This is a genomic window from Roseateles sp., from assembly GCF_046300915.1.
Classification (GTDB): Bacteria; Pseudomonadota; Gammaproteobacteria; order Burkholderiales; family Burkholderiaceae_C; genus Kinneretia.
This window is the reverse complement of sequence record NZ_JBKCLH010000140.1, coordinates 32,720-46,941: the sequence shown is the minus strand read 5'-3', so window position 1 is coordinate 46,941 and position 14,222 is coordinate 32,720. Positions and strand designations below refer to the sequence as shown.

14 protein-coding genes are annotated in these 14,222 nt (G+C 70.1%); 5 read left to right on the top strand and 9 right to left on the bottom strand.

What is annotated here, in order from left to right; translation table 11 throughout:
* Positions 1 to 33 precede the first annotated feature (33 nt).
* The 3 genes from ACK5F2_RS10680 to orn form a co-directional block, all read right to left on the bottom strand.
* Positions 34 to 2,421, bottom strand: coding sequence for a hypothetical protein (locus ACK5F2_RS10680; RefSeq protein WP_409864568.1), 2,388 nt, complete (start codon positions 2,419 to 2,421; stop codon positions 34 to 36).
* Positions 2,422 to 2,489: 68 nt separating this feature from the next.
* Complete coding sequence (locus tag ACK5F2_RS10675; protein WP_409864567.1) at positions 2,490 to 4,331, bottom strand: chorismate-binding protein; 1,842 nt, start codon at positions 4,329 to 4,331, stop codon at positions 2,490 to 2,492.
* Positions 4,332 to 4,356: 25 nt separating this feature from the next.
* Entirely contained in the window at positions 4,357 to 4,920 is a 564-nt protein-coding gene (gene orn / locus ACK5F2_RS10670; protein WP_133602784.1) for an oligoribonuclease, read from the bottom strand.
* A 65-nt stretch (positions 4,921 to 4,985) separates the two neighbouring features.
* Here orn and ACK5F2_RS10665 point away from each other — a divergent pair, with 65 nt between their 5' ends.
* Genes ACK5F2_RS10665 through rsgA form a run of 3 tightly spaced genes read left to right on the top strand, consistent with a single transcriptional unit; the run spans position 4,986 to position 7,537 of the window.
* Positions 4,986 to 6,272 carry a M48 family metallopeptidase gene (locus ACK5F2_RS10665; RefSeq protein WP_409864566.1) on the top strand — a complete coding sequence of 429 codons (1,287 nt, stop codon included), beginning with the start codon at positions 4,986 to 4,988 and terminating at the stop codon, positions 6,270 to 6,272.
* 21 nt (positions 6,273 to 6,293) lie between these two features.
* Positions 6,294 to 6,629, top strand: a complete 336-nt coding sequence (locus ACK5F2_RS10660; protein ID WP_409864565.1) for a 4a-hydroxytetrahydrobiopterin dehydratase — start codon at positions 6,294 to 6,296, stop codon at positions 6,627 to 6,629.
* On the top strand, positions 6,581 to 7,537 hold the full coding sequence (gene rsgA, locus ACK5F2_RS10655) for a ribosome small subunit-dependent GTPase A (RefSeq protein ID WP_409864590.1): 957 nt from the start codon (positions 6,581 to 6,583) through the stop codon (positions 7,535 to 7,537). The genes ACK5F2_RS10660 and rsgA overlap by 49 nt, the downstream gene beginning before the upstream one ends.
* Before the next feature lie 25 nt (positions 7,538 to 7,562).
* Here the strand turns inward: rsgA and ACK5F2_RS10650 are convergent, their stop codons facing one another.
* The 4 genes from ACK5F2_RS10650 to ACK5F2_RS10635 form a co-directional block, all read right to left on the bottom strand.
* Positions 7,563 to 7,859 (bottom strand): hypothetical protein, encoded by a 297-nt coding sequence (locus ACK5F2_RS10650; RefSeq protein WP_409864564.1) that lies wholly within the window; start codon positions 7,857 to 7,859, stop codon positions 7,563 to 7,565.
* 22 nt (positions 7,860 to 7,881) lie between these two features.
* Positions 7,882 to 8,658, bottom strand: a complete 777-nt coding sequence (locus ACK5F2_RS10645; protein WP_409864563.1) for an SDR family oxidoreductase — start codon at positions 8,656 to 8,658, stop codon at positions 7,882 to 7,884.
* 69 nt (positions 8,659 to 8,727) lie between these two features.
* Positions 8,728 to 9,015, bottom strand: a complete 288-nt coding sequence (locus ACK5F2_RS10640) for a hypothetical protein (protein ID WP_409864561.1) — start codon at positions 9,013 to 9,015, stop codon at positions 8,728 to 8,730.
* A gap of 145 nt (positions 9,016 to 9,160) precedes the next feature.
* Positions 9,161 to 10,162: a 6-phosphofructokinase gene (locus tag ACK5F2_RS10635; protein WP_409864559.1), complete on the bottom strand. Its 1,002-nt coding sequence runs from the start codon at positions 10,160 to 10,162 to the stop codon at positions 9,161 to 9,163.
* Between the two features lie 88 nt (positions 10,163 to 10,250).
* Here ACK5F2_RS10635 and ACK5F2_RS10630 point away from each other — a divergent pair, with 88 nt between their 5' ends.
* Positions 10,251 to 10,637, top strand: coding sequence for a response regulator (locus ACK5F2_RS10630; RefSeq protein ID WP_409864558.1), 387 nt, complete (start codon positions 10,251 to 10,253; stop codon positions 10,635 to 10,637).
* Positions 10,638 to 10,671: 34 nt separating this feature from the next.
* Here ACK5F2_RS10630 and ACK5F2_RS10625 read toward each other — a convergent pair whose 3' ends face one another.
* Complete coding sequence (locus ACK5F2_RS10625) at positions 10,672 to 12,735, bottom strand: M3 family metallopeptidase (protein WP_409864557.1); 2,064 nt, start codon at positions 12,733 to 12,735, stop codon at positions 10,672 to 10,674.
* A 139-nt stretch (positions 12,736 to 12,874) separates the two neighbouring features.
* Positions 12,875 to 13,537 carry a hypothetical protein gene (locus ACK5F2_RS10620; RefSeq protein ID WP_409864555.1) on the bottom strand — a complete coding sequence of 221 codons (663 nt, stop codon included), beginning with the start codon at positions 13,535 to 13,537 and terminating at the stop codon, positions 12,875 to 12,877.
* A 118-nt stretch (positions 13,538 to 13,655) separates the two neighbouring features.
* On the opposite strand from ACK5F2_RS10620, the gene ACK5F2_RS10615 reads away from it, so the two are divergent.
* Complete coding sequence (locus tag ACK5F2_RS10615) at positions 13,656 to 14,216, top strand: YaeQ family protein (protein ID WP_409864554.1); 561 nt, start codon at positions 13,656 to 13,658, stop codon at positions 14,214 to 14,216.
* The last annotated feature ends 6 nt before the right edge of the window (positions 14,217 to 14,222 follow it).

Genomic DNA, 14,222 nt, shown 5'->3' with positions numbered 1-14,222 from the left:
GGGCAGGGTTGGCGCGCGGGGCGCACGCCGGTTTTAGAGCGCGCTCAGCAGGGCCTGCAGCGGCGGCATCAGCGCGGCCAGCTGCGGCTCGTCCAGCCAGGTCGGCATCTGCTGATCCAGCCAGTCCGGGAAGGCCATGCCGCTGCGCTGCTGGACCAGCAGGGCGCGGTCCACCGGACCCTCCACCAGCAGCTGGGCCACCGGCACGCCGCGCGGCTCGGGGCCGCAGGCCAGGGCCAGGCGCTGCTGCAGCAGACCCATCCCCCAGGGCAGATCGGCATGGACCAGTCCCAGACGGGCCTCACCCAGGACTTCGCCCGAGGCCTGGGCGACCAGGGCCGCATCGCTGGCCAGCAGCACGGCGGCCGGCTCGGCGCGCCAGGCCTGCAGGCTGGCGGCCTGTTCCTCGGGACTCTGGCCCTGGCGCAGACGCTGCACCAGCAGCTTGCGTACCTTCAGGGCCTGGGCCAGGCTGTCCAGCAGGGTCTCGGACTGGGCGCAGACCAGCAGCCGGGCCGCCGCGGCGCCCTGCCCTTCCAGCCATTCCTGCTTGAGGGCCAGCAAGGCCTCGACCTTGGCGCTGAGCACATGGCGCGAGCCGGCCGGCAGCAGGCTCAGGGCCTGCAGCAGCTGGCGCTGCTCCTCGGCGCCGAGGTAGTTCAGCTGCTGCCAGCGCGCCACCAGGGCGCGCAGCTGGGGCAGCGGGCCGCCGGCCTGCGGCGCGCCACCGGGCTGCAGCCAGCGCTGCTGCACCAGGGCGGCCGGCAGCTGATGGGCCTGCAGCTCGCGCTTGCGGCGCGAGAGCAGCACGCTTTCCAGCGCCTCGCGCTGGGCGCGCTTGCCGGCTTCGGGTGCCAGGGCGCGCAGGACCGCCAGCGGGCCGCGGCGGGCATCGTCCAGCCAGTCCACCCAGGCCGTCAGGCGCTCGTCGCCCAGGGGCTCGCGCGCCGCGATCAGCAGCAGATGGGGCAGGCTCAACTCACGCAGCGTAGCCAGCTGTTCGGCGTCCAGCTGGTCCACACCATCCACGATCAACAGCTCGGGGCGCTGGCGGCCGTTCAGGGCCTGGGCCGGCACGCTCTCGGCCAGCACCAGGCCGGCCGGGGCCTCGCCCAGCAGGCGCTCCAGATCACGGCGCCAGGCCGCATGGCTGGCGGCCGGGGCGATCAGCAGGGCACGCTCCAGGCCGAAGCGCTGCTGCCACCGGCGCAGGGCCGCCAGCGCGGCCTCGCGCTGGCCCAGGCCCAGGTCATCGGCCAGCATGGCGCGACCGGCGCAGACGGCAAACAGGGCCGCCTCCCACTGATAGGCGGGAATGGCTTCCTTGAGCAGGCCGCTCAGGCCCGTGGGCTCAGCCAGCAAGGGCTCCAGGCGGGCCACGCGGCCCTGGGCGTCGCGCGCCCAGGCCAGCTGGGGCCAGACCGCCGGCTCCACCCGCAGCGGCAAGCCCTGGGCGCGAGCTGCGTCCAGCACTGCCTGCAGCCAGGCATGCGCGCGCTCGGCGGGCAGGCGCAGCAGTTCGTTGAGACCCTGGCGGGCCAGCTCGCTCACGGCCGCGGGCACGCCCTGGCCGGCCACCCATTGCAGCCAGCGCTGGCCGTCCTGCTCCACCAGCCAGACCTCGGCCTCGCGGGCCGGCCAGCCGGCGTCCAGCTGGGCCACGCGCTCCAGGGGCAGCAGGCTCAGCAAAGCCTCGCCATGCTCGCAGTCGGCCTGCAAGCGGTGGGCGGCGCAGTCGCAGCGCCAGGCCAGGGAGCCCATCAGGCTCAGGCGCATCATGGCGCCGGTCTCGCGGTCCAGCAGCTCGTAGTCACCGAATACGCTGCTGTCGTCCTCGCGCGGGGCCAGGCTGTAGCGCGGCGGCTCGGCCGGCAGCTCGGGCTGGACCTCGGCGGCCTTGGGCTTGCCGGGCTTTTTGCGGGCGGGCTTCTTGGGCGCCTCGACAGACATGTCGACCGGCGCTTCAGCTTGCTCGATAGCCGGCGCCTCAGCGGCCGGCTCGGCCGCCTTCTTGCGGCGGGCGCTGCTGGCACGCTTGGCGGGAGTGGGTTCGGGTTCGGGTTCGGGCGCGACTTCCGATGCGGGCTCGATCACGAGCTCGGCCACAGGCTCAGCCACCGCTTCAGCCGGCTTGCTGGCACGCTTGCGGGCCGGGGCTTTCTTCTTGCTCTCGGTGGCCGGCACCGCAGCCGGCTCGGCCACAGGCTGGACCGGAGTCTCGATCTGGACTTCCGCCACGATCTCGACAACGGGCTCGGCCGGCTTGCGGCTGCGCTTGGCGGCCGGGCTCGGGGCCGCAGCCTTCTTGGCGGGCGCTTTCGACGCGGTCTTTGCCGGCGCTTTCGACACGGCCTTTGTCGGCGCTTTCGTCGCCGCTTTCGTCGGTGTCTTGGGGGCAGTCTTCTTGCTGGTGGTGCTCATGATGTGTCGGGGTGGGCGGCGTCGGCCGGGGCCGGCGCCGCTGGAAATGGGGTGTCTGGTGCGCGGCCTCAGCGGGGCAGGAGTTCGGCGTCCAGCAAGCCGCGCAGGCTGTTGAAGAAGGCGAGCCGGCTGGCGCGGGCCAGGTCCTCGCGGCTCAGGTGGGCTTCGCGGATGCGGCCCTCGGCCAGCAGCTGCTCACGCATCACGCCCGGCAGCAGGCCCGCCTGGGCGCGCGGCGTGAGCCACTGGCCCTCGATTTCAAGGGCGATATTGCCGAAGCTGCCCTCGGTCAGCTCGCCGGCCTCGTTCCAGAGGATGAGGTCGAAGGCTTGCGCCGGCTTGTCCGCGGCCAGGGCCTCGTAGAGCTCACGCCGGGTGGTCTTGTGCTGGATGAATTCGGCCGCCGCGCCCTGGCTGGCGATGGGACGCGGCGCCAGGGCCAGGTGCACCGGCTCGGGCGTGGGGGCCAGGGGCAGAACCTGGCTGTCCAGCCTGCCGGCGCGCGAGAGGGTCAGGCGCACGCGCCACAGCCCCTCGCCATGTTCGCGAGCCAGCTTGTCCAGATAGGCCCGCACGCAGTCGCCGCACCAGCGCAGGCCGAAATGGCGGGCGCAGCGCTGCAGGCGCGCCAGGTGCAGTTCCAGGCGCGCATAGGTACCCTGCTCCAGGCGCAGGGTTTCGAGCGCCGCCACCGGGGCCGCGGCGCGGCTCAGGAAACGGCGCTTGGCCTGCCACTCGGCCAGCTCGGGCGCGGGTTCGGCATCGAGCGTGATGCCCGAGCCGATGCCGCAGCGCAGCGCGCCGTCCGGCCCCTGCTCCACGGTGCGTATGGGCACATTGAAGGTGGCCGTGCCGCCGGGCTGCAGCAGACCCAGGGCGCCGCAGTACCAGCCGCGCGGCGCGGCGGCTTCCAGCTCGCGGATGATCTGCATGGCGCGGCGCTTGGGCGCGCCGGTGACCGAGCCGCAGGGAAAGAGCGCCGCGAAGAGCTGGGCCAGGCTCAAGCCCGGCCGGCTCACCGCGGTGACGGTGGAGGTCATCTGCCAGACGGTGGACAGGGCGTGCAGCTCGAAGAGCCTCGGCACCCGCACCGAGCCGGTCAGCGCCACGCGCGAGAGGTCGTTGCGCAGCAGGTCCACGATCATCAGGTTCTCGGCCCGCTCCTTCTCGCTGGTGCGCAGATGGGCCTGGGCGGCCTCGTCGCCCGCCCGGTCGGCGCCGCGCGGGGCCGTGCCCTTCATGGGCTGGGCGGCCAGCAGCCAGGTGCCGGGCTCGCCGCGGCCGGTGTGCTCGTTCTGCGGCAGCGGGCGCCAGTCGAAGAAAAGCTCGGGCGAGACGCTGGCCACGCCGCCCTGCCCGCCCTCGCCGCGCATGAAGAGCGCAAAGCCGCCGGGCTGGGCCTCGTGCAGGGCCAGGAAGTAGGCGGCCAGCTCGAAGCCGAGCCCGGCCTCGGCCTGCAGCCGGGTGGTGAGATTGACCTGGTAGCAGTCGCCCGCGCGTATCCACTCGCGCACCCGCTCGATGGCGGCCGTCTGGGCGCTGGGCTCGCCCAGATCGCGCCAGTCCGACAAAGGCTGCGGAGCCGGCTCGGCCTCGGGCCAGGCCTGGGGCTCGACCTGCCAGACCTGGAACTCGGCCAGCGGTCCGTCAGGCGCCTCGGTCTCCAGACTCGGGTCCAGGGCCGCGGCGGCCTCGTAGCGCAGGCCACCCAGCACCCAGGCGCCGGCCCGCGCGGCCCCCAGGGGGGGCCCAAAAACCCCCCGCAGCGCGGCCGCGGGGTGCGCCCCCAGGCGCTGCGCGGGTGGCGCGCAGAAAACGCCGCGCAGGCCCGCGCCCTCCGCGCGAGACAGCGGGTGCCGGGGAAAGTCGAAAGCCGCCCAGAGCGCTGCGGGGCGGCGGGTACTGCTCATCGCCAGGACAGCGGGCCGTGAGGGATCAGAGGCTCAGGAAGTGCTCGCGGTAGTAGGCGAGCTCATCGATGGACTCGTGGATATCGGCCAGGGCGGTGTGCTTCTGGGCCTTCTTGAAGCCGTCGATGATGCCGGGCTTCCAGCGCCGCGCCAGTTCCTTGAGCGTGGAGACGTCGAGGTTGCGGTAGTGGAAGAAGTCTTCCAGCTGGGGCATGTAGTTGGCCAGGAAGCGGCGGTCCTGGCAGATGCTGTTGCCGCACATGGGCGACTTGCCCTTGGGCACATAAGCCTTGAGGAACTCGATGACCTGGGCGCTGGCCTGCTCCTCCGTGATGGTGGAAGCCTTGACGCGGTCGATCAGGCCGCTCTTGCCGTGCGTGCCCTTGTTCCAGTTGTCCATGGCGTCCAGCGTGGCATCGCTCTGGTGGATGGCGAACACCGGACCCTCGACGCGCACGGTCAGATGCGGGTCGGTCACCACCACGGCCACCTCGATGATGCGGTCGCGGTCGGGGAACAGGCCGGTCATCTCCAGGTCGATCCAGATCAGGTTCTGGTCGCTGCTGGCCAGCAGGGGGTTCTCGCTCATGGCTTGACTCTCTTTTGAATCCTTGTCTTCAGACGGCGCATTGTCGCAGCCCTACACTCCCGTCCATGCCGTCCGCGAATTTTCTTGTGCTGAATCCCACCGTCCTGAGCTATGTCTTCGCCGCGGCCCTGCTGCTGAGCCTTTTGACCAAGTTCTGGCTCAACGCCCGCCAGGTGCGCCATGTGATGCGCCACCGTGGCGCAGTGCCCGCGGCCTTTGCCGCCACCGTGCCGCTGGCCGCCCACCAGAAGGCGGCCGACTACACCGTGGCCCGCGCCCGCTTCGGCCTGCTGAGCCTGGCCTTCAATGCCGCCGTGCTGCTGGGCTGGACCCTGCTGGGCGGCCTGGACCTGCTCAACAGCGCCCTGCACGGCCTGGGCTGGTCGCCCATGGCTTATCAGCTGAGCCTGCTGGCGGCCTTCGCCCTGATCGGTGGCCTGCTGGACCTGCCCTTCGAGCTCTACAGCACCTTCCGCATCGAGCAGCGCTTCGGCTTCAACCGCATGACGTGGAAGCTCTACCTGGCCGACGCGCTCAAGGGTCTGGCCGTGGGCGCCCTGATCGGCCTACCCATTGCCGCCCTGATCCTGTGGCTGATGGGCGCGGCCGGCCCCTACTGGTGGGCCTGGGCCTGGGGCGCCTGGATGGGCTTCAATCTGCTGATCCTGGTGCTCTATCCCACGGTGATCGCGCCCCTGTTCAACAAGTTCGAACCCCTGGCCGACGAGAACTTGCGGCAGCGGGTGCAAGGCCTGATGGCGCGCTGCGGCTTTGCGGCCAAGGGCCTGTTCGTGATGGACGGCAGCCGCCGTTCGGCCCATGGCAATGCCTATTTCACCGGCATCGGCGCGGCCAAGCGCGTGGTCTTCTTTGACACCCTGCTTTCGCGCCTGAACGGCGCCGAGGTGGAGGCGGTGCTGGCCCATGAGCTGGGCCACTTCAAGCACAAGCATGTGCTCAAGCGCATGCTCAACATGTTCGCCCTGAGCCTGGCGGCCTTTGCCCTGCTGGGCTGGCTCTCGGCCCAGCCGGGCTTCTATCTGGGTTTTGGCGTGCAGCCCAATCTGGACGGCCGCCTGCCCAACGACGCGCTGGCCCTGCTGCTCTTCCTGCTGGTGCTGCCGGTGTTCGGCTTCTTCTTCACGCCCCTGGGCAGCCTGCTCTCGCGCCGCGACGAGTTCCAGGCCGATGCCTATGCCTGCGCCCAGGCCAGCGGCGCCGACCTGGCCTCGGCCCTGCTCAAGCTGCACGAGGACAATGCCGGCACCCTGACGCCGGACCCGGTGTATGCGCGCTTTTACTACTCGCATCCGCCGGCCAGCGAACGCCTGGCCGCCATCGCCGCCCACTGAACACGCCGAACGAGCCCCGCCATGAATCTCCTGCTTGCCCAATGCACGCCCCAGCGTGAACCCATCGCCGCCGAACAGCTGCCCACCTGGCTGGGCCAGGTGCCCGGCTGGCAGCCGGACGCCGAGAACAAGCTAATCGCCCGTGCCTTCCGCTTCGAGAACTACTACCAGACCATGGCCTTTGTGAACGCCGTGGCCGAGCTGGCCCATGCCCAGGACCATCACCCCGATCTGATGGTGAGCTACGGCGCCTGCACCGTGAGCTTCAGCACCCACAGCGCCAAGGGGCTGACGAGCAATGACTTCATCTGCGCGGCCCAGGTCTCGGCCCTGCCGGAAGCCGAATCCGCTCAATGAGCAGCAAGCACGCCCATCTGGATCTGGGCCTGGTGGTGCGCGGCCATGGCCGCCACTACATCGTGGAGGACGCGCAGGGGCAGCGCCATGTCTGCCACCCGCGCGGCAAGAAGAGTGACTGCGTGGTGGGCGACCAGGTGCGCTGGGCCCCCAGCGGCGACGAGGGCGTGATCGAGGCCGTGGAGCCGCGCCGCAATCTGCTGTTCCGCCAGGACGAGTGGAAGACCAAGAGCTTTGCCGCCAATCTGGACCAGCTGCTGGTGCTGGTGGCGGTGGAGCCGGTGTTCAGCGAAAGCCAGCTGGCACGCGCCCTGATCGCCGCGGAGAGCGCCGGTATCAGCGCCCGCATCGCCCTGAACAAGACCGACCTGCCCGGCGCGGCCGCGGCGCGCGAGCGCCTGCAGCCCTACCGCGATATGGGCATGGAGGTGATGGAGGTGGCGCTCAAGGCCGATCCCGAGGGCTCGCGCGCCTTGCTCACGCCCTGGCTGCAGGGCAAGCGGACCTTTGTGCTGGGCCCCAGCGGCACGGGCAAGAGCACCCTGATCAATCTGCTGGTGCCCGATGCCCAGGCTCAGGTGGGCGATATTTCCCAGGCCCTGAACTCGGGCCGCCACACCACCACCACCACCCAGTGGTACTGGATGGACGAGGCCCAGCCGCGCACGGCCCTGATCGATTCACCAGGTTTTCAGGAGTTCGGCCTCAAGCAGATCGAGCCGGCCCAGCTGCCCCTGCTGATGCCGGATCTGCGCGCCCATGCGGGCGACTGCCGTTTCTACAACTGCACGCACCAGCACGAGCCGGGCTGCGGCGTGATCGCCGCGCTGCAGGCCGGGCAGATCAGCGCCTCGCGCTACCGCATCTACGGCGAGATCCTGGAAGAGCTGAGCCGCCAGCGCTGGTAAGGCCCGGCTCCGTCCTGGCCCGGGTTCAGGGCTCCAGCCGCGCCGGCTCGGGCTTGACCTCGCGCACTTCCACATCCACGACCTCACCGGCGGGCGCGCGGCGGCCGAAAGCACCGCCACCGCCCATGCCCGTGCCCGCCCGGAACTGACGCGCCCGGGCAAAGCCCGAGAGGTCCAGCACCGGCTTGCGGCCGCGGATCAGGCTCCAGATCGTGAGGCCCAGCAAGGTCAGCAGGGCCACGCCCATCAGCGCCAGCACCAGCAGCACGGTGGCGACCGCCAGCAGCAGGCGCAGGGCAAACGAAGCGAGAGCAGAGAGCATCGGTGGTTTCTTCCTTGGCCGCTCAGCCGCGACCGACAAAAGGCATAGATGTGGCCATCACCGTCATATTCAAGACATTGGCCGAAAGCGGCAGGGACGCCATGTGCAGCAGGGCCTCGGCCACATGCCGCACGTCCATGGTGGGTTCCACGGCAATCTGGCCATTGGCCTGGCGCACGCCCTGGGTCATGGGGCGGGCCATCTCGGTCAGGGCATTGCCGATATCGAGCTGGCCCACGGCGATGTCGAAGGCCCGGCCGTCCAGGGCCAGGGCCTTGGTCAGGCCGCTGATGGCGTGCTTGGTGGCTGTGTAGGGGGCGGAGTTGGGGCGCGGCGCGTAGGCCGAGATCGAGCCGTTGTTGATGATGCGGCCGCCGCGCGGGCTCTGGCGCTTCATCAGGGCGAAGGCGGCTTGCGCGCAGAGAAAGCTGCCGGTGAGGTTCACATCCACCACGGCCTGCCACCGCTCGAAGCTGAGCTCGTCCACCGGCACGGCCGGGGCCGAGAGCCCGGCGTTGTTGAAGAGCAGATCCAGGCGGCCGAAGCGCTGCTCCACAACCGCGAAGATCTCGCGCACCGCTTCGGGCCGGCTCACATCGCCGGCCAGCACCAGGGCACGCTCGGGCGCCGCCGCAGCGGTCTCGGTCAGCGCCGCTTCGCGCCGCCCCACCAGGGCCACGGTCCAGCCCGCGTGCATCAGGGCCTGGGCGCAGGCCCGGCCGATGCCGCTACCGGCACCGGTGATCAGGGCGTAGCGAGGCGAGGAGGAAGCAGGGGAACTCGGGGCGGCAGCGCTCATGGTGTGCTGGGGCAATGAGAGGGGGTCAGCGGCACCGCGGGAGCACCGGAGCCCGCATCATGCACCAACTCACTCGGCGAGCGGGGCGGTGGCCTGGCGGCGACCCTCGATCAGCACGCGCGGCAGCTGCTGCACGGTCTGACTCTTTCCCACGATGAGCACCGCGGGCAGCTGCTGCACGCCCTGGGGCTGCGGACGGGGCTGGGCCGAGGCCTGCAGGGCAGCACCCAGGCTGGCCACCACCACGGCCGCCAGGCCCAGGGAGGCCAGGCCACGCAGGCCGGCGCGGCGGTCGTAGCCGGCCAGGGCGCGCTCGGCGCTGGAGGGGGTGGCGATCAGCGAGTTCTTGCGGTTCATGACGGGCTCCTTTGGGGCTGGGTGACCGCGTCTTGGCGGCCTGCGATGGACGCAGTGTCGCGAGCCCCCTGCCCCGCCTCAACAGGCCTGCGACGAAGTGCAGGCCGGCCCGATGAAACGTCGCCCGCGGCGACGAATGCGCGGGTTAACCCCGAGCGAGAATCGCCCCCAGGCCCTGGGCAGTGCGCAGCAGCTCATGGCCGGGCGGCACCAGGCGGGGCTGGCCCACCACATCGGCCAGGGGCCGGAACTCACAGCCCTGGCCCTGCCAGCTCAGCAGCTGGCCAAAGCGCCGCGCCACCACGGCCTCGGCCCCCATTACGCCCAGGCGGCTGCCCAGCACCCGGTCAAAGGGCGTAGGCTCGCCGCCGCGCTGCAGATGCCCCAGTACCAGGGTGCGCAGCTCCACGCCCTCGCCCAGGCCAGCCTGCAGGCGCGGGCGCAAGGCCTCCACCGAGGCCGCGCCTTCGGCCACGCAGACCACCGCATGGCCCTGGCGGGCCAGCAAGGCCTGGCAGCGCTGCAGCAGCTCGGCTTCCTCAAAGCCCAGCTCGGGCAGCACGATCAAATCGGCCCCACCGGCCAGGCCGCCCTCCAGGGCCAGCCAGCCGGCGGTACGGCCCATGGCTTCCAGCAGCAGCACCCGGCCATGGCTGGCGGCCGTGGTCTTGAGCCGGCGCAGGGCCTGGGACACCACCTCCACCGCGCTGTCAAAGCCCAGGCTGCGCTCGTTGTGCATCAGGTCGTTGTCGATGGTCTTGGGCAGGCCCAGCACCGGCAGACCCAGGCGGTGGATGCGCTCGGCAATGCCCATGGTGCCGTCGCCACCCACCACCACCAGGGCGTCCAGGCCGTGGCGCTCGGCGCAGGCCAGCACGCGCTCGGAACAGTCCGCCCCGCCGGCCCCGAAATAGGCAAAGGGATTGGCCTTGTTGTGACAGCCCAGCAGGCTGCCCCCCTCCAGCAGCTGTCCACGCACGCGCTCGGGACTCAGGGGCTCGACGCGGTCTTCCAGCAGGCCCAGAAAACCCTGGCGTACGCCGCTGACCCGCAGACCGTGGCGCTCCACCAGGCTCAGGACCAGGCCGCGCAGCAAGGCATTGAGACCCGAACAGTCCCCGCCGCCGGTCAAGACTCCGATATGCATGTGCGCCACTCCCAGACTTTGTCAATCGCAAGGCCCGGCATGCTGCCACGGGATGGAGGCAGGCTCAAGCCGAGCTACAGTCGAGGCCATGCGCAGTGCCCCGCCCCAGATCCTCTATATCGAAGACAACCCGGTCAATCAGCTGGTCGTGGAGGAACTGGTGGCCCAGCGCCCCCATCTGCAGCTCAGCTGCTCACCCGACGGTGCCAGCGGCCTGGAGGCTGCGCGGCGGCAGCACCCGCAGCTCATTCTGCTGGACATGCAGCTGCCCGATATGGACGGTTACGAGGTGATGCGTCTGCTGCAAGCCGATGCCCTCACGGCCGGCATCCCTTGCATCGCGCTATCAGCCAATGCCATGCCCGAGGACATACGCCGGGCCCTGGCCGCGGGCTTTGCCGCCTACTGGACCAAGCCCATTGACTTCAAGGCCTTTCTGACCGGCCTGGACCAGCGCTTTCCGGCCGGTGCCTGAGGCGCCGGCCTTCATGGCGCGGTAAACAAGACGCTCAGACCAGCAGGCCGCGCCCACGCAGCATGGGCTGCACCTGGGCATCGCGCCCGCGGAAGGCGCGGTAGGTGGCACGCGGCTCGCAGCTATTGCCCGCGGCGTAGATATGGGTCAGCAGACGCTGGGCCACCTGGGCGTCGAAGGGGCTGCCGGCCTCCTTGAAGGCCTCGTAGCCGTCCGCATCCAGCACCTCGGCCCACATATAGACGTAGTAGCCGGCGGCATAGCCGCTGCCGCTGAAGAGATGCTGGAAGTGCGCCAGGCGGTGGTTCATGCCAATGGCCGCGGGCAGGCCGTAGTCGGCCATGGTCTGGGCCTCGAAGGCGGTGATATCCGGCCCCTGGGCCTCGGTGCGCGCGTGCACGGCCAGGTCCACCAGAGCGCTGGCGGTGTAGCGCACGGTCTCATAGCCCTGGTTGAAGAGCTCGGCCGCCTTGATCTTGGCCAGCAGGGCGTCGGGGATGGGCTCGCCGGTCTTGTAGTGACGGGCGTGCTGCTTGAGCACCTCGGGCTCGTTGATCCAGTGCTCGAAGATCTGCGAGGGCAGCTCTACAAAGTCGCGCAGCACCTGGGTGCCCGAGAGGCGCTCGTACTCCACGTTCGAGAGCAGGCCGTGCAGGCCGTGGCCGAATTCGTGGAACAAGGTACGCGCGTCATCAAAGGACAGCAGGGTGGGCTCACCCGCTGCGCCCTTGGCGAAGTTGTTGTTGTTCAGGATGATGGGCAGGGCATCGATGCCGTTGCGGGCCTGCCAGCGCAGCGCATTCATCCAGGCGCCGCTGCGCTTGGTGGGGCGGGCGAAGTTGTCCTGCACAAAGACGCCGCGCAAGACGCCATCCGCGCCCTGCACCTCGTAGACCTTGACGTCGGGGTGGTAGCCCGCCACCTGGGGCTGAGCCAGGAACTTCAGGCCGAAGAGGCGGCCGGCGCAGTCGAACAGGGCCTGCACCATGGCGTCCAGCGAGAAGTAGGGCTTGACCTCGGCATCGTCCAGCTCATAGCGGGCCTTGCGCACCTTCTCGGCATAGAAGCGCCAGTCCCAGGCCTCCAGCGGGAAGCGGTGATCCAGCGAAGCCATCATGCCCTCGAGCTGCTCGCGCTCGGCGGCGGCGGCCTGCTTGGCCGGCTCCCAGACCTGGTTGAGAAGACCCAGCACCGCCTCGCGCGAACCGGCCATGGTGTCGGCCAGGGCGTAGTCGGCGTAGCAGGCATGGCCATGCAGACGGGCCTGCTCATTGCGCAGGGTGAGGATCTCCTGGGCCACGGCGCGGTTGTCGGTGGCGCCGTCCTTCTCGCCTCGGCCGATCCAGGCGCGCCAGGCCTGCTCGCGCAGGTCGCGACGCTCGCTGAAGCTCAGGAAGGGCACGATCTGGGAGCGCGAGAGCGTGATCACATGGGCGCCGGCATCCTCGCCCAGGCCGCGGTCCACGGCGGCCTGGCGGGCCGCGGCGCGAACAAAGTCGGGCAGGCCGGCCAGCTCGTCCTCGCCGCGCAGCAGCAGCTGGTAGCCGCTCTCATCGGCCAGCACGTTCTGGCCGAACAGGGTGTGCAGCTCGGCCAGGCGTTCCACCACCTGGGCGTAGCGGGCCTGGGCCTCGCCCTGCAGCTTGGCACCGGCGCGCACGAAGTCCAGATGGATACGCTCCAGCAGGCGCAGCTGCTCGGGGCTCAGGCCCAGGGCCTGGCGCTCGGCGTAGAGCGCGTCCACGCGCTTGAACAGCGCGGCATGCATGTAGACGGCATTGCCATGGGCGGCCAGCGGCGCAGCCAGGGCGCGCTGGGCGGCCTGCAGCTCGGGTGAGGTGGCCGAAGCGCCCAGGGTGTAGAAGAGATGTTCCAGGCGCGCCAACAGGCGGCCGCTGCGGTCGAAGGCCGCGATGGTGTTCTCGAAGCTGGGCGGCTGGTCCTGGGCCGCGATGCGGTCCAGCTCGGCACGGTGCTCGGCCAGGGCAGCCTCGAAGGCCGGGGCGAAATGCGCGGCCTCGATGCGGGCAAAAGGCGGCAGGCCGTAGGGCTGATCGTTCCAGTCTTGCAGCAGGGGATTGGAGGCGGCTTGGCTCATGCGTGTCTCGGGTGATGCCCGCCCTCGTGGGACGGCCTGTTTAGGAAAACGGCGCCGCTCCGGGTCGGGAGAGGCGCCGTGTGCAGGCCGCATTTTGCATGAGCTGGGTCGCCGCTGCAGGGCGGCCCCGGCGAAGGGCTTACTTCTTGTTCAGGCCCAGCTCCTTGCGCACCGCGATCTCGTCGGCCTCGTCATAGGGCTTGTTGCTGCACTCGGCCTTCCAGTCGTCCACCTCGTCCAGATGGGCTTCGGTGCGGGCCTGCAGTGCCTTGCTGGAGGCGTTGTAGGCCTCGATGCGGGTCTCGAAACCCTTGGCGTCGGCGTCGTACTTGGTCTTGCTCTTGTTGAAGGCCTCGATGCGGGCGTCATGCGCGGCGGCGCGGGCCTTGTAGTCGTTGAGCACCTTCTCGGCGTCGGCACGCTCCATCTTGGCGATCTGCGCCTTGAGGCCTTCCTGGTCCTTGATCAGGGTTTCGCGCTCGGCCTTGATCTCGGTGGCATTGCTGCTCAGGCCCTGGCCGGCCTGGGTCAGCTCGTCCTTGAGCTTGAGCACGGCGGCGCGCTCCTCGGCATCGGCGGCCTGGGCGGCCTTGATGTCCTTGGCATCGGTTTCGTTCTTGTCGAAACGCACCAGGCAGGCGCGCAGCTCATCGCGCGTCATCAGCTTCTGCTTGGGCTTCTCCACCACCGGACGGCTGACCTTGTTGTTCTTGGGGTCGACCTTGGCATTGGGATTGGCGCTGACTTGGGCCAGGGCCGGCAGGGCGGCGACGATGAGGGTGCAGAGCAGGATGCGTTTCATGGACGGGGTCTCGCGGAAATTCGGGGCGTCCGGCCTGTCGCCGGTCGCGCAAACAGGCCGGCATCATGCCACGAGCCCGATAATGCGCGGTTTCGCCCCCGCAAGCAGACCCACCGCCATGGCGCTCAAAGCCACCATCCACAAAGCCCAGCTGCAGATCGCCGACATGGACCGCCATGTCTACGGCGAGCACAACCTCACCATCGCCCGCCACCCCTCGGAGACCGACGAGCGCATGATGGTGCGCATCCTGGCCTACGCCCTGCACATCCCGGCCGACGAGCTGCGTGGCCGCCTGGAGTTCACCAAGGGCCTGTCCGAGGTGGATGACCCCGATCTCTGGCAGCTGGACCTCACGGGCGAGGTGGTGCACTGGATCGACCTGGGCCAGCCCGACGAGCGCCGCATCATGAAGGCCCATGGCCGCGCCGAGCAGGTCACCGTGATCAGCTACGCCAGCAGCACCCCGGTGTGGTGGAGCCAGATCGAGAACAAGCTCACCCGCGCGCCCAAGCTGGCGGTCTGGCAGATTCCGGCCGAGCAGTCCCAGGCCCTGATCGCCATGGCCGAGCGCAGCATGCAGCTGCAGGTGATGGTGCAGGACGGCATCATCCAGATGTCCACCCCCAATGCGTCGGTGGAGATCACGCCGCAAGCGCTTAAGCTGCGGGCTGACTGAAGACCG

Excerpts from the sequence above, each read along its gene's own strand:
- ACK5F2_RS10680 (WP_409864568.1), bottom strand. The coding sequence starts at position 2,421 with ATGAGCACCACCAGCAAGAAGACTGCCCCCAAGACACCGACGAAAGCG.
- ACK5F2_RS10675 (WP_409864567.1), bottom strand. The coding sequence starts at position 4,331 with ATGAGCAGTACCCGCCGCCCCGCAGCGCTCTGGGCGGCTTTCGACTTT.
- orn (WP_133602784.1), bottom strand. The coding sequence starts at position 4,920 with ATGAGCGAGAACCCCCTGCTGGCCAGCAGCGACCAGAACCTGATCTGG.
- ACK5F2_RS10665 (WP_409864566.1), top strand. The coding sequence starts at position 4,986 with ATGCCGTCCGCGAATTTTCTTGTGCTGAATCCCACCGTCCTGAGCTAT.
- ACK5F2_RS10660 (WP_409864565.1), top strand. The coding sequence starts at position 6,294 with ATGAATCTCCTGCTTGCCCAATGCACGCCCCAGCGTGAACCCATCGCC.
- ACK5F2_RS10650 (WP_409864564.1), bottom strand. The coding sequence starts at position 7,859 with ATGCTCTCTGCTCTCGCTTCGTTTGCCCTGCGCCTGCTGCTGGCGGTC.
- ACK5F2_RS10645 (WP_409864563.1), bottom strand. The coding sequence starts at position 8,658 with ATGAGCGCTGCCGCCCCGAGTTCCCCTGCTTCCTCCTCGCCTCGCTAC.
- ACK5F2_RS10640 (WP_409864561.1), bottom strand. The coding sequence starts at position 9,015 with ATGAACCGCAAGAACTCGCTGATCGCCACCCCCTCCAGCGCCGAGCGC.
- ACK5F2_RS10635 (WP_409864559.1), bottom strand. The coding sequence starts at position 10,162 with ATGCATATCGGAGTCTTGACCGGCGGCGGGGACTGTTCGGGTCTCAAT.
- ACK5F2_RS10630 (WP_409864558.1), top strand. The coding sequence starts at position 10,251 with ATGCGCAGTGCCCCGCCCCAGATCCTCTATATCGAAGACAACCCGGTC.
- ACK5F2_RS10625 (WP_409864557.1), bottom strand. The coding sequence starts at position 12,735 with ATGAGCCAAGCCGCCTCCAATCCCCTGCTGCAAGACTGGAACGATCAG.
- ACK5F2_RS10620 (WP_409864555.1), bottom strand. The coding sequence starts at position 13,537 with ATGAAACGCATCCTGCTCTGCACCCTCATCGTCGCCGCCCTGCCGGCC.
- ACK5F2_RS10615 (WP_409864554.1), top strand. The coding sequence starts at position 13,656 with ATGGCGCTCAAAGCCACCATCCACAAAGCCCAGCTGCAGATCGCCGAC.